At 70.3% G+C, this 13,535-nt stretch carries 11 protein-coding genes and 2 tRNA genes; 5 read left to right on the top strand and 8 right to left on the bottom strand.

Annotated elements, in window-relative coordinates:
- Nucleotides 1-196: 196 nt before the first annotated feature.
- Entirely contained in the window at nt 197-1,801 is a 1,605-nt protein-coding gene (locus LZP97_RS09965; RefSeq protein ID WP_048770938.1) for an MBL fold metallo-hydrolase, read from the top strand.
- Between the two features lie 226 nt (nt 1,802-2,027).
- Here the strand turns inward: LZP97_RS09965 and LZP97_RS09970 are convergent, their stop codons facing one another.
- Entirely contained in the window at nt 2,028-2,867 is an 840-nt protein-coding gene (locus LZP97_RS09970) for a class I SAM-dependent methyltransferase (protein ID WP_029540024.1), read from the bottom strand.
- 190 nt (nt 2,868-3,057) lie between these two features.
- Here LZP97_RS09970 and LZP97_RS09975 point away from each other — a divergent pair, with 190 nt between their 5' ends.
- Nucleotides 3,058-3,693, top strand: a complete 636-nt coding sequence (locus tag LZP97_RS09975) for a sigma-70 family RNA polymerase sigma factor (protein ID WP_010594281.1) — start codon at nt 3,058-3,060, stop codon at nt 3,691-3,693.
- A gap of 70 nt (nt 3,694-3,763) precedes the next feature.
- Here the strand turns inward: LZP97_RS09975 and LZP97_RS09980 are convergent, their stop codons facing one another.
- Nucleotides 3,764-4,228, bottom strand: a complete 465-nt coding sequence (locus LZP97_RS09980; protein ID WP_017680336.1) for an ArsI/CadI family heavy metal resistance metalloenzyme — start codon at nt 4,226-4,228, stop codon at nt 3,764-3,766.
- Between the two features lie 190 nt (nt 4,229-4,418).
- Here LZP97_RS09980 and LZP97_RS09985 point away from each other — a divergent pair, with 190 nt between their 5' ends.
- Nucleotides 4,419-5,159, top strand: a complete 741-nt coding sequence (locus LZP97_RS09985) for a PIG-L deacetylase family protein (RefSeq protein WP_010594278.1) — start codon at nt 4,419-4,421, stop codon at nt 5,157-5,159.
- Nucleotides 5,160-5,177: 18 nt separating this feature from the next.
- Here LZP97_RS09985 and LZP97_RS09990 read toward each other — a convergent pair.
- A tRNA-Ile gene (locus LZP97_RS09990) sits at nt 5,178-5,251 on the bottom strand.
- Between the two features lie 212 nt (nt 5,252-5,463).
- Nucleotides 5,464-5,536, bottom strand: a tRNA-Asn gene (locus LZP97_RS09995).
- Between the two features lie 146 nt (nt 5,537-5,682).
- Here LZP97_RS09995 and LZP97_RS10000 point away from each other — a divergent pair.
- Nucleotides 5,683-5,928 (top strand): hypothetical protein, encoded by a 246-nt coding sequence (locus tag LZP97_RS10000; RefSeq protein WP_010594277.1) that lies wholly within the window; start codon nt 5,683-5,685, stop codon nt 5,926-5,928.
- Between the two features lie 16 nt (nt 5,929-5,944).
- Here the strand turns inward: LZP97_RS10000 and dnaG are convergent, their stop codons facing one another.
- Genes dnaG through LZP97_RS10015 form a run of 3 tightly spaced genes read right to left on the bottom strand, consistent with a single transcriptional unit; the run spans nt 5,945 to nt 9,857 of the window.
- Nucleotides 5,945-7,867: a DNA primase gene (gene dnaG / locus LZP97_RS10005; RefSeq protein WP_010594276.1), complete on the bottom strand. Its 1,923-nt coding sequence runs from the start codon at nt 7,865-7,867 to the stop codon at nt 5,945-5,947.
- A 17-nt stretch (nt 7,868-7,884) separates the two neighbouring features.
- On the bottom strand, nt 7,885-9,156 hold the full coding sequence (locus tag LZP97_RS10010) for a deoxyguanosinetriphosphate triphosphohydrolase (RefSeq protein WP_010594275.1): 1,272 nt from the start codon (nt 9,154-9,156) through the stop codon (nt 7,885-7,887).
- Nucleotides 9,157-9,167: 11 nt separating this feature from the next.
- Entirely contained in the window at nt 9,168-9,857 is a 690-nt protein-coding gene (locus LZP97_RS10015; protein ID WP_026137657.1) for a YdcF family protein, read from the bottom strand.
- An 85-nt stretch (nt 9,858-9,942) separates the two neighbouring features.
- On the opposite strand from LZP97_RS10015, the gene LZP97_RS27260 reads away from it, so the two are divergent.
- A complete protein-coding gene (locus LZP97_RS27260; protein ID WP_048770826.1) occupies nt 9,943-11,961 on the top strand; it encodes a TPM domain-containing protein in 2,019 nt (672 codons plus the stop codon).
- A 62-nt stretch (nt 11,962-12,023) separates the two neighbouring features.
- Here LZP97_RS27260 and LZP97_RS10030 read toward each other — a convergent pair whose 3' ends face one another.
- Complete coding sequence (locus tag LZP97_RS10030) at nt 12,024-13,415, bottom strand: glycine--tRNA ligase (protein ID WP_017680332.1); 1,392 nt, start codon at nt 13,413-13,415, stop codon at nt 12,024-12,026.
- Nucleotides 13,416-13,535: the final 120 nt, after the last annotated feature.

Here is a 13,535-nt window from a genome sequence, read left to right on the forward strand (position 1 = left end):
CCATCGGGCAGGCGCCGGCGCGTGTGACAGCAGGCGAGGGTGAGACCCGGGGTGATATCCACGGCCGGCGGGTGCGGTCCCGTCGGCGCACTCCGATACGCGACATGCCCAACCGGGTCCGACCGACCCGAGGTTCGGATAGCTTGACTGTGGTACCCGCAATTTCGGCCGCGATTCCATGTCGTAGGAGCTGCGTGTGGCGCACGACCCGACTCTCGTCTTCCACGGCGCCGCGCAGACGGTCACCGGCTCGTGCACGGAGATCGCGCTGGACTCGACGCGGATTCTGGTGGACTGCGGCCTGTTCCAGGGCTCACGCACTCTCGAAGAGCTGAACTACGGTGACTTCGCGTTCGCACCGGACGAGATCGACGCCGTCGTCCTCACCCATGCCCACATCGATCATTGCGGTCTGCTGCCCAAGCTGGTGGCCCAGGGTTTCGAGGGGCCGATCTTCTGCACCGGCCCGACCACCGACCTGCTGGAATTCATGCTCGCCGACGCCGGGCGCATCCAGGAGTTCGAAGCCGAGCGGCGGAATCGGCGACGCGACCGCACGCGCGGAAGGAGGTTCGCCCCGCTGTACACGGAGGCAGACGCCCTTGCCGCCTGGGGGCAGGCCCGTCCTGTGGCGCTCGAAGAGTGGTTCGAGCCCGCTGCAGGCTTTCGCGCACGGCTGTGGAACGCGGGGCACATACTGGGGGCCGCGTCGGCGGAGATCGACGCGGAGGGTGTGCGCCTGCTCTTCTCCGGCGACCTCGGTCCCGCCCAGAAGGCGTTCCACCCCGACCCGACCGGCCCCTCGGGGCCGGACCATCTCGTCTGCGAATCCACCTACGGAAACCGGACCCGCGTGCGGATGACGATCGAGCAACGGCGTGACCTGCTCGAAGAGGAGATCGACCGTGCGGTCGGGCACGGCGGCAACCTCGTCGTCCCCGCCTTCGCGCTGGAACGGACGCAGGAACTGCTGCTCGACATCGCACACCTCGTCGACGAGAACCGCATCCCCGCGGTGCCGGTGTTCGTCGACTCACCGCTCGCCAACCGGGCGACCGCGGTGTTCGCCGCGCACGCGAGCGAACTCGAGGATCTCGAGGGGAAGAACATCTTCCACCATCCGGCGATCCACTACATCGACGACGCCTCCACGTCCAAGCGGATCAACGACGTCTCGGGAGCGATCATCATCGCGGCCTCGGGAATGTGCGAGGCGGGGCGCATCCGTCACCACCTGAAGCACAATCTGCACCGCCGGGATTCGACGATTCTGTTCGTCGGCTTCCAGGCGCAGGGTTCGCTCGGCCGCGTGATTCTCGACGGTGCGAAGCGTGTCCGCATCTCCGGTCAGGACATCGACGTGCGGGCGCAGATCCGGCGGATCGACAGCTATTCCGCACACGCGGATCAGGCCGAACTCCTGGACTGGATCACGGCACGCGGTCCCGTGGCAGGCAGCCTGTTCCTCACCCACGGCGAGCCGGAGGCCGTGGCGGCGCTGGCCGAACTGGTGCACGAGCTCGATCCTTCGCTGTCGATCGTCACCCCGGAGATCGGCGAGAGCTACCAGGTGGCGCCCGGCGCCCCCGCGTCACGGGTTCGACCCGCTCGCGCGGACGTCGCGCGCCTGAGCGGGCGCGATTGGCAGAACGACTACGCCGAACTGGCAGTGAGCCTCAAGCAGCAGCTCGGACGCATCGCGGATGCGGAGTCGCGCCGGAAGGCCGTCACCGAGATCCGCGAGATCCTCGACAGCTACGCGGATGTCCACCCCTTGCACGGCACGCGGAAGCGCCGCTGAGCCGGTCCGCACCCCCTCGAGGCGCCCGAATCGCCTGGTTCGGGACCTTCTACCCTGCCCGACCGGGCCGTTCTCCTTCACATCCGCTCGCAGGCCGCCTACGCTCGAATCCGGCCACGCCCCCCTGCACAGTGGCCCTGCCCCGCCGGCGACGACGCGCGAAGCCGGCGGGGCCTCGCATCCTCCCCCTTCGGCAGCACTGCAGCGCCCGCACCTACCGGGGCGGCTACCTCTTGCGGGCGGTGAGCAGCAGGTACTCGGCGTCGTACGCGGTCCGGCCGGGCTCTCCGGCTCGATTCCAGTCCGTGAGGAACTGCAGAAAGCTCCGGTCGAGCTCCGCGGTCCGGTCCGGGTCGGCGGCGTTGAACCGGTACACCGCGATCACCGGACCGTAGTTGCGCTTCCAGTACTCGCGGAACTCGGCCGGCTCCGGGCTGTGGTCCATCACCACGCTTCGGCGATCCATGCTCAGGTCGCTGATCCGATCGCCGAACAACTCGCGGACGTGCCGCTCGTCGCCCCACATCGGGGGCGGCGACGCGCCTTGCGGGGGCGGCGGCGCATACGGGGCCATGAGCCGGAACAGCTGACCGATGAAGCCCTCCGGTGTCCAGTTGATCATCCCGATCGTCCCACCCGGCCGGCACACCCGCAGCAGTTCGTCGGCGACGGCCCGGTGGTGTGGTGCGAACATCGCGCCCACGCTGGAGAGCACGACGTCGAAGCCGGCGTCGGGGAACGGCAGGGCCTCCGCGTCCGCCTCCACCCACTCGAGGTCCACGCCCCGCTCCGCCGCGGCGCTGCGGCCCGCGACGAACAACTCCGGCGTCAGATCGGCGGCGGTGACGATCGCGCCCCGTTCGGCGGCCGGGATGGCAGCGTTGCCGGATCCGGCGCCCACGTCGAGGACCCGCAGGCCCGCCACCACCCCGGCCGCGGCGACGAGCGTCGGCCCGAACGTCGGGATCAGGTCGGCCGCGACCGCCGGATAGTTCCCGGCCGCCCACAACGCCCGGTGCCTGGCCTTCAGCGCCCGGTCGCCGTCACGTTCCACGATGCCGGTCATGATCACTCCTTCGTCCGATGCTGCGGGATCGTGTGTCCCGCACTGGCACCGAGACAGACGTCGCCGCCGCCGCAGGGACGCAATCCCGGCGGAGCGTGCAGGCACCGACGTGGGAGTGCGTCCTTTCCCCGGTACCGTCGTCTGTGGAGGGACACCGCCCGTACAGCGCCCCTTCCCGGAGGACCACACCATGACCACGGCATCCACCCTGACCACGGCATCCACCAGGTCCGCGACGGACGCGGACGCCCTGACCACCGAAGCCGTCTGGCGCGAGTTCGGAGCGCAGCTCCGCGTCTTCGTGCAGCGGCGGATCGCCGATCCGGACCGCGCCGACGACGTGCTCGGCGAAATCCTGCTGCGCGTCCACAGGAACCTCGGCCGGGTCGAGGACCGCGAGCACCTGATCCGGTGGGTGTACCGGATCGCCCGCAGCGCGATCATCGACGACTACCGACGGGCCGCCCGGGATCGGGACCGGCTCGCACCGCTCACCGGCGACGCGCCCGACCCGGCCGGACCGGACGGGGACGACGCGGCGACCGCCCAGCGGGAGCTGGCCGCCTGCCTGCGCCCGCTGCTCGACGGGCTCTCCCCCGAGCAGCGCCGAGCCGTCGAGCTGACCGACCTGGAAGGTCTGACGCAGGCCCGCGCCGCCGCCGTCGAAGGGGTGTCGCTGTCGGGAATGAAGTCCCGGGTCCAGCGGGGCCGGCGGAAGCTGGCCGAACTGCTCGGACGGTGCTGCGCCCTGACCCTCGATGCGCACGGGATGCCCGTGGACTACACCACCCCGACCGACTGCCGCTGCGCCGGCGACCCCCGCTGATCCAGGGGTGCTGATCCTGCGGTGCGCGCCGGTGTGCCGTCGCCGGACGGCACACCGGGGCGAGTTCCGATCAGCCGCAGCAGGCCCCCGCTGTCGGGCTGTCCTCGCTCGCGCAGGCGACCGCACACGCCGAACCCGTCAGCCCGTCCGGGTTGGCGGGATCGTCGTCGGTCACGGCGTAGTACTCCCACCATCCGTTGGGCACGTCGGGCGCGTCGACGAAAACCTTGTCCTGCACGGCATGGCAGCACAGATCCTGCTCGGCGATCGTGGCGGTCAGTCCGGCAGCACGGAACCGAGCCAGCGCTCCGGACACCTCGTCGGGGCCGTCCGTCTCGATCCCCAGGTGGTTCAGACGTTCGCGCGCACCGGGATTCTCGATCAGCACCAGCTTCAGCGGCGGGTCCTCGATCGCGAAGTTGGCGTACCCGGGGCGCTGTTTGTGCGGTGACACCCCGAACAACGCGGTGTAGAACTCGGTCGCCGCGGTGATGTCCTCGACGTTGAGAGCGAGCTGGACTCGGGTGGCAGACATGGCGGTCTCTCCTCGAAATCGGGACACCGGCCCGGGAATCCACCATGGATCCTCGTCACCGTGTGTCCTCCCTACTGACGACCGTCGCGCCGAACGGACGCAGCCGCGTCGTTCGCGCTCGGCGAATGCGTCCTTCGCCGCGGTGCGACGTCCGAAAGGAGACCCGGTCACCGACTCGAAAGGACCCGTCGTGAACACCACATCGACCACGCTGCCCGAGAACTGGAACCGCGCGATGGCCGTCGTCGCGCATCCCGACGACCTCGAGTACGGCGCGGCCGGCGCCGTCGCCCGCTGGACCCGCTCGGGCAAGTCGGTGGCCTACGTCGTCGCCACCGACGGCGAGGCCGGCATCGACGGCCGCACCCCCGCCGAGGCGGCACCTCTGCGACGCCGCGAGCAGCTCGAAGCCGCCGCCGTCGTCGGCGTCGAGGACGTGACATTCCTCGGATACCGCGACGGCGTCGTCGAATACGGACTCGACCTGCGCCGCGCCATCGCCCGCGAGATCCGGAGGTTCCGGCCGGACGTGCTGATCACCGCCACGTACGAGCCCACCTACGGACTGGACGGCGGGCGCATCGTCAATCAGGCCGACCACCGCGCCGTGGGCCTGGCGGTACTCGACGGCGCCCGCGACGCCGGCAATCGCTGGATCTTCCCCGAGTTGCTCGACGAGAACCTGCCTCCGTGGCACGGGGTCGGCCACGTGTACCTGATGGGCGCGAACGAGCCGTCGCACGCCGTCGACGTCACCGAGAGTCTCGACGCCGGAATCGAATCACTGCGCGCCCACCGGTCCTACCTGGACGGGCTGGGCCGGGACTTCGATCCTGCGGCGTTCCTGCGCGAGTTCACCGCGGCCGCCGGAACCCGAATCGGCGTGCGGCACGCCGTCGCCTTCCAGCAGATCCGGCTCCAGGGGGTGTGACGGCCGGAGCGGGAAGGGTGGGGCGGGCGGGGCTCGAACCCGCGACCAATGGATTATGAGTCCACGGCTCTAACCGACTGAGCTACCGCCCCGTCCGCGCGTATCCGAAGGTACGCGACGTGTGCCGAATGCTACCGGCCGCGACGGCCGGTCCCGGTCGCGGGTCACCCCGTGTCGCCGGGCCAGGCCGAACCGCGGCCACGAGGAGGCGTGTGTAACTTCCGTCACACCGGCCACGGTTCGTGCCGGCCGGGACGCGAAAACCCCTTCCACCCGAGATCGGGTGGAAGGGGTTTTCCGGAAGCTCCCCCGGCTGGACTCGAACCAGCAACCGTTCGATTAACAGTCGAATGCTCTGCCAATTGAGCTACAGGGGATTGTCCTGCGTGCCCCGCCGTTTCCCGCGGTGCGTGAAGAACTGTAGCGCCCCACCCGACGCGGCACCAAATCGCCTGCCTGTGAGCCCGGGGACCTGGATCGGGCAGGATGGGTAAGACGCTGACACGGCTGAACGGAGACGACGTTGATCGGACTTTTGGTGGGGGTTGCCGCGGGCTACGTCCTGGGGACACGGGCGGGCCGCGCCCGATACGAACAGCTCAGCAGGACGGCGAAGGCGGTCGCAGGTAGCCCGGTGACGAAGAAGGCGATCGAGGTGAGCCGGCAGAAGCTGGCCGACTCCCTCAGCCCGGAGCCGAAGCTCGAACCGATGAAGCCGCTCGACGAGCAGACCACGATCCTCGTCCCCCGCGACCAGTTGCGGCGGTGACGCGGGTGGCGTGGGGTCAGCCGGCCAGGCCGTCGCCGCTGGTGTCGCCGATGGCCTGGTCGAGCAGGCTGCGCCGATACTGCTCGAGTGCGACGAGGTCCCCGAGCAGCGAGTGGAACTCGTCGGATTCGGTGGCCGGGGAGATGCGCTGCAGTTTGGATTTGAGTTCGGCGACCTGCTCCCCCACCCAGACCTCCTGCAGCCGCGCGAGGACCCCGCCGATGTAGCGGGGCATCCGGTCCTCCTCCGCGGGCAGCGAGTCCACCGCGAGTTCCATGACCAGCGAGTGCACCACGGGGTCGGTGGCGGCGCGGCCGACGGCGTCGACCCATTCCGCGCCGCCGAGTCCCGCGCCGGTCCCGCCGACCGCGGCCACGGCTTCGCGGACGGCCGCGTAGGCCGGATCGGTGAACGTCTCCGCGGGCAGCGAATCGAACACGGTCCCGGCGATGCCGGGGTACTGCAGCGCCGCCTTGAGGGCGTCGCGCTGCGGCCACAGCGCCGGATCGTCGGGACGCGGCCGACGCAGGACCGTCTCCGCGGGCCCCGCCTCCGCCCGCTGGTGCGGCGCGACGGTGCGTGCCTTCTCGTCGCCGCCGCGCGCGACGCGACGGGACTCCTCCTGCACCCGGCGGCGGACGGCCGGAATGTCGTCCCAGCCCACCCAGTGCGACAACTGCACCGCGTAACTGTCGCGCAGCGTACGTTCCTTGATCCGGGCCACCACGGGAACCGTCCGGCGCAGCGCCTCCACCCGACCCTCGGCGGTGTCGAGGTCGTGCTCGGCGAGAATCGACTTGACGACGAACTCGAACATCGGGGTGCGCCGGGCGACGAGGTCGCGCACCGCTCCGTCGCCGGACTCCTGCCGCAGCTCGCACGGATCCATGCCCTGCGGTGCGATCGCGACGAATGTCTTCGCCGTGGTCTTCTGGTCGCCCTCGAACGCCTTCATCGCCGCAGCCCGGCCGGCGGCGTCGCCGTCGAAGGTGTAGATGATCTCACCGCGGAAGTAGCTGTCGTCCATGAGCAGTCGCCGCAGCATCGCCAGATGCTCGTCGCCGAACGCGGTGCCGCACGCGGCCACTGCGGTTTTCACGCCCGACAGGTGCATTGCCATGACGTCGGTGTAGCCCTCGACGATCACCGCCTGGTGCGCCTTGGCGATCTCCCGCTTGGCCAGGTCGAGTCCGAACAGCACCTGGGATTTCTTGTAGAGCAACGTTTCCGGGGTGTTGACGTACTTTGCCGCGAGCGTGTCGTCGTCGAACAGGCGGCGGGCTCCGAATCCGATGACGTCGCCGGCGAGGTTGCGGATCGGCCACAGCAGCCGCCGGTGGAACCGGTCGATGGGTCCGCGGCGACCCTGCTTGGACAGACCGGCCGCCTCGAGCTCGGCGAATTCGAAGCCGCGGGAGAGCAGGTGCCTGGTGAGCGCATCCCAGCCGGCGGGAGCGTATCCGCACCCGAACGCCGCGGCCGCGGCTTCGTCGAAGCTGCGTTCGGTCAGGTAGTCCCGCGCCGCCTGAGCGTCGGGCGTCCGCAGCTGCTCGGCGTAGAACTCCTGCGCCGCCGCGTTGGCGGCGACGAGCCGTGCGCGGGTGCCGCGGTCGCGCTGCACCGACGGTCCCCCGCCCTCGTAGTTGAGGGTGTAGCCGACCCGGTCGGCGAGCTGCTCGACGGCTTCGACGAAACTGATGTGCTCGATCTTCTGCAGGAACGAGTACACGTCGCCGCCCTCGCCGCAGCCGAAGCAGTGGAAGTGGCCGTGGTTGGGACGGACGTGGAAGGACGGGGACTTCTCGTCGTGGAAGGGGCACAGCCCCTTCATCGAATCGGCGCCGCCGCGCCTGAGGGCGACGTACTCGCCGACGATGTCCTCGATCCGGACGCGGTCACGGACGGCCGCGATGTCCCTGTCTGAAATTCGCCCGGCCACGACGACGAGTCTAGGCGCTACCCCCAACTCGCCTGCGCGGCGAGGCTGTCGCGGTCGATCCGCTCGAGCCGGGACTCGGTGCACGAAGCGATCTGGTCGACGATCACCCGCATGCGGGCGGCGTCGTCGGGCGCGGCGTCCCAGAGGGGGACGAAGAACGGGTCGAGGCCGACAGGGGCCGTGCGCTCGAGCCATTCGGCGACGCGGTGGATCCGTTCCCGCTGCCGTTCCTGACGCTGCCGGTGGGCGGCATCGGACATCACGAACTGCAGGGCCATGGTCTTGAGCAGGGCCACCTCGGACGCGACGACAGGCGGGACGACGAGGTCGGCGTCGTAGCGGGTGACCGGGCGATCGCCGGTGACGGCGCGGGTGCCGATGATCGCGGCCGTCGCGAAGCGGCCGACGAGTTCACTGGTGAGCCGCTTGAGCGCCACCGAGCACGCGAGGCTGCCGTCGTAGGTGTCGACGGCCTGGACCACCGGCATCTGCGACAGTCGCTTCGAGGCCTCCACCAGCTCGTTCGGATCGAGACCGGAGAACTCGCGCATGCCGAGATCGACGAGCGTGTTCACCGACGCCGGGTCGGTGAGCACGCGCAGGTCGATCCGTCCGTCGATCACGCCGTCCTCGACGTCGTGGACGGAGTAGGCGACGTCGTCGGACCAGTCCATGATCTGGGCTTCGAGGCACTTGCGCCGGTCCGGCGCGCCGTCGCGCACCCACTCGAGGACGTCGGCGTCGTCGTCGTAGGCGCCGAACTTCGCGCCGGGCGCCGGGCGGGTCCACGGATACTTCAGTGTCGCGTCGAGGGCCGCGCGGGTGAGATTGAGACCGGCGCTCGCGCCGTCGGGATGGACGATCTTCGGCTCGAGGCACGTGAGGATCCGCAGATTCTGCGCGTTGCCCTCGAATCCGCCGCACCCGGCGGCTACCTCGTCGAGGGCGCGCTCGCCGTTGTGACCGTAGGGCGGGTGCCCGATGTCGTGCGCGAGGCCGGCGAGGTCCACCAGGTCGGGATCGCAACCGAGCCCGTCGGCGATGCTGCGGCCGATCTGGGCGACCTCGATCGAGTGGGTGAGCCGGGTGCGCGGAGTGTCACCGTCGCGGGGGCCGACGACCTGGGTCTTGTCGGCGAGCCGCCGCAGGGCGGCGCTGTGCTGGACCCGGGCGCGGTCCCGCGCGAACGGCGTACGGCTCGCGGTCGCCGGCCCGGCACCGGCGAGCGCCGATACCTTCGGGACCTCGGTGACACGCCGTTCGAGGTCGTGTTCGTCGTAGCCCGGCATCACGTCCTCCTTCACTGTGCGGCCGTGTAGGGGAAGTCCGCCGAGTCGTGGGTGAGCTGGTACCAGATCAGCGCGCCCGTCTCACGGGCGATCCCGTGCAGCTGCGACTCCCGGGTGTACACGGCGGGTCCGGTGCGGGTCGGCGCGGTCCACGCATCGAGACCGGCGTCGCGGGCCATGGTGCGAGTACGCAGCGAATGCCACGGATCGCTCACCAGCACCGCGGAGTGCAGCCCCTGCGCGCTCATCTCGCGTCCGACCGCCTCGACACTGAGCAGCGTGTCCGAGCCCTCCTCGACCGCGGTGATCGCCGACTCCGGCACACCCTTGGCGACCAGATAGTTCTTGCCGGAGGCCGCCTCGGTGAACAGGTCACCCTCCTGCTTCCCGCCGACGGTGACGATCCGTTCGGCTACCCGGTTCTCGTACAGGGTGAAGGCCTGGTCGAGGCGGGCCTGGAACACCGACGAGGGGGTGCCGGAGTATTGGGCGGCGCCGAGCACGACGATGGCGTCGGCCGGGCTCCAGTCGTCGATGCGCGCCACCTGCCACACCCGCACCGCGGTCCCGGCGAGGACCGCGATCGCCGCGAGCACCACTCCGAGCACCAGCCGGCGTGTCCAGCGCGCGACGCTCGTCCCGAACCCACGCCGGGTTTCGGGGAGGGGCGGTGCTGGGCGTAGACGGGCTGCGGTACTCACTCCCCGATTCTGCCAGTGTTGCGTGTGTGCCCACCCGGCGACGCGCCACGGGCGACGACGCAGGCGAGCCGATAGATTCGAACGCATGTCACCGCATTCGGTCGTCGTCCGGCCACGTCCGGTCCGTCCGCTCCACCGTTCGCTGTCGCTGTCGGTGCCGGTCCTGCTGGCGGCGCTGGCCTGGTTGTTGCTGCCCGGTTCGGCGACGGCCGAGCCGCCCTTCCGGCTCCCGCAGCCGATCACCGACACGGCCGGCGTACTGGGTCCGGCGGAGACGGCGCAGATCGAGCAGGCGGCGGACGCGCTCTACGCCGAGCACGGGGTGCAGTTGTGGGTGGCGTACGTGCCGACATTTTCCGGACTGTCGTCCGACGACTGGACCGAGCAGACCGCGCAGGCCAGCAACTTCGGCACCGACACCGCCCTGCTCGCCGTGGCCACGCAGGACCGCGAGTACGCGCTGTGGACGCCGAACGCGTTGTCCGGGGTCACCGCGTCCGAGCGGGACGCCATCAGCACGGACCGGATCGTGCCGCAGCTGCGGAACGAGAACTGGGCCGGGGCCGCGGTGGCGGCGGCCGAGGGTCTCGACGAGGCGTTGTCGGCCTCGGGTTCGGGCTCGGGCTCGGGCACCACGCTGCTCGTGGGGGGCGGGGTCATCGCCGCCGGCGCCGGCGGGGTGTACCTGTACTCCAAGCGCGCCAAGCGCAAGCGGGCCGAGGCGGGCGCCCGGGCCGCGGCGGACACCGACCCGACCGACACCGACGCACTGAGTGCACTGCCGCTCGAAGGACTCGAACTGCATGCCCAGAAGATCCTGGTCGAGACCGACAACGCGGTCCGTTCGAGCCACGAGGCGCTCGAACTGGCGCGCGGGGAATTCGGCGATGCCGCGGTTCAACCGTTCGACCACGCCTACCGTCAGGCGCAGTCGGCCCTGGCGTCCGCGTTCGAGATCCGGCAGCGGCTCGACGACGCCATCCCCGAGACGCCTCAGCAGCAGCGCGACATGCTCGTGCAGTTGATCTCGTCGTGCGGGCGCGCGGACCGGGAACTCGACGCGCAGGTCGAGGCCTTCGACCGGATGCGCGATCTGCTGCTCGATGCACCCGCCCGCCTCGACGCACTCACCCAGCGCGCGATCGCGTTGCGGGCCCGCCTCCCCGAGGCCGAGGCGACGCTGGCGAACCTGCGCACGGAGTTCCCGGCCGGCGCGCTCGCCCCGATCACCGACAACGTGGCGCTGGCCCAGGACGAGATCGAGTTCGCCGAGAAGTCAGTCGACCAGGGCCGCACCGCGGTGGCGCGCCCCGTCGGCGAGCAGGGCGACGCGGTGCGCGCCATCCGGGAAGCGGAAGGCGCTCTGGGGCACGCGGCGACCATGCTCGACGCGATCGACCACGCCGCCGACGACATCCGGCGGGCGATCGCGACGTTGCCGGCGGCGATGGCCGACGCCGAACAGGGCATCGCCGACGCGGGACAGCTCGCCGATGCCGGGGGCGCGGAACTCGCCGAAGCCCGCAGGGCCGCGCAGGAGGCACTCGACCACGCGCGGGCGGCGATGAACACCGACCCGCTGGGCAGCTTCACCCGAGTCGTGGAGGCGGACGCCCGCCTCGACGCGCTGCGCGCCCGCACCCGTCAGGCACAGGAGCAGGCGCAGCGCAGCCGTCAACGTCTCGAGCAGGATCTGACGGCCGCCCAGTCCCAGGTCACCGCTGCCGCGGACTTCATCGGGACGCGGCGCGGCGTGATCGGCGCCGAAGCCCGCACCCGCCTGTCGGAGGCGCAGCGCCATCTGCAGGCCGCGCAGCAGCTCGCCGCCCACGACCCGGGCCGGGCCCTGCAACACGCTCAGGCGGCGGGGACCCTCGCGGCGAATGCGCTGCGCGCAGCGCAGAACGACGTGCAGCGTTGGGACCGTCAGCAGCGTCCGCCCCGCGGCGGCGCCTCCGGCGGCAACATCGCCGGTGCGGTGCTCGGCGGCATCCTGATCAACAGCGTCCTGACCGGTGGCCGCGGGGGCTTCGGCGGCGGGGGCTTCGGCGGTGGGGGCTTCGGGGGCGGCGGGTTCGGCGGCAGCAGCGGCGGGCGGTTCTGACCGCGACCGTGCAGTGAGGGGGTCGCCTCGTGCGAGGCGACCCCCTCACTGCGGCTGCGCGGTCAGGCGCCGATCAGCCGCTGGGCCAGGTAACCCTCGACCTGGTCGAGCCCGACGCGCTCCTGCGCCATGGTGTCGCGCTCGCGGATGGTGACGGCCTGGTCCTCGAGGGTGTCGAAGTCGACCGTGATGCAGAACGGGGTGCCGATCTCGTCCTGGCGGCGGTAGCGGCGGCCGATGGCGCCGGCGTCGTCGAACTCGATGTTCCAGTACTGGCGCAGCTGCGCGGCGAGGTCCTTCGCCTTGGGGCTCAGATCCGCATTGCGCGACAGCGGCAGCACCGCCGCCTTGACCGGGGCGAGCCGGCGATCGAGGCGCAGCACGGTGCGCTTGTCGACGCCACCCTTCGCGTTGGGTGCCTCGTCCTCGCTGTAGGCGTCGACGAGGAACGCCATGAGCGAACGCGTCAGACCCGCTGCCGGCTCGATGACGTACGGGGTGTACCGCTCGTTGGTGGTCTGGTCGAAGAAGCTCAGGTCGGCACCCGAGTGCTGCGCGTGCGTCGACAGGTCGAAGTCGGTGCGGTTGGCGACGCCCTCGAGCTCGCCCCATTCGCTGCCCTGGAAGTGGAAGCGGTACTCGATGTCGACGGTGCGCTTGGAGTAGTGGGACAGCTTGTCCTGCGGGTGCTCGTACAGGCGCAGGTTGTCCTTGTTGATGCCGAGTCCGGTGTACCAGTCCATCCGGTAGTCGATCCAGTACTGGTGCCACTGCTCGTCCTCGCCCGGCTTGACGAAGAACTCCATCTCCATCTGCTCGAACTCGCGGGTCCGGAAGATGAAGTTGCCCGGGGTGATCTCGTTGCGGAAGCTCTTGCCGATCTGGCCGATGCCGAACGGCGGCTTCTTGCGCGACGTGGTGAGCACGTTGGCGAAGTTCACGAAGATGCCCTGCGCGGTCTCGGGACGCAGGTAGTGCAGCCCCTCCTCGCTCTCGATCGGGCCGAGATAGGTCTTGAGCATCATGTTGAAGTCGCGGGGCTCGGTCCACTGGCCCTTGGTGCCGCAGTCGGGGCAGGCGATCTCCGACATCGGAACAGCGTCGGGATCGTCGAGCTTGTTCTTCTCGGCGTACGCCTCCTGCAGGTGATCCTGGCGGTGGCGCTTGTGACAGCTCAGGCACTCGACGAGCGGATCGTTGAAGACCCCGACATGACCCGAGGCCACCCACACCTGACGCGGCAGGATCACCGACGAGTCCAGTCCGACGACGTCCTCGCGGCTGGTGACCATGTTGCGCCACCACTGCTTCTTGATGTTCTCCTTGAGCTCCACGCCGAGCGGCCCGTAGTCCCAGGCCGACCTCGTACCGCCGTAGATCTCACCGCAGGGATAGACCAGGCCCCGGCGCTTGGCCAGGTTGGCGACGGTATCGATCTTGGATTTCGGTGCCACTCGGATTCACTCCATCTTCGATGCGGGGTTTCGCAGCGTGCGTCGACCCGTAAGCCTATCGCTCCGGTCGGCGGGGCCGAACGTCGCGCCGGTTGACATGCACATTCGTGCATATCAAAA

It is taken from the genome of Rhodococcus sp. DMF-1 (genome assembly GCF_021441945.1).
In the GTDB taxonomy this organism is placed as follows: domain Bacteria; phylum Actinomycetota; class Actinomycetes; order Mycobacteriales; family Mycobacteriaceae; genus Rhodococcus; species Rhodococcus ruber.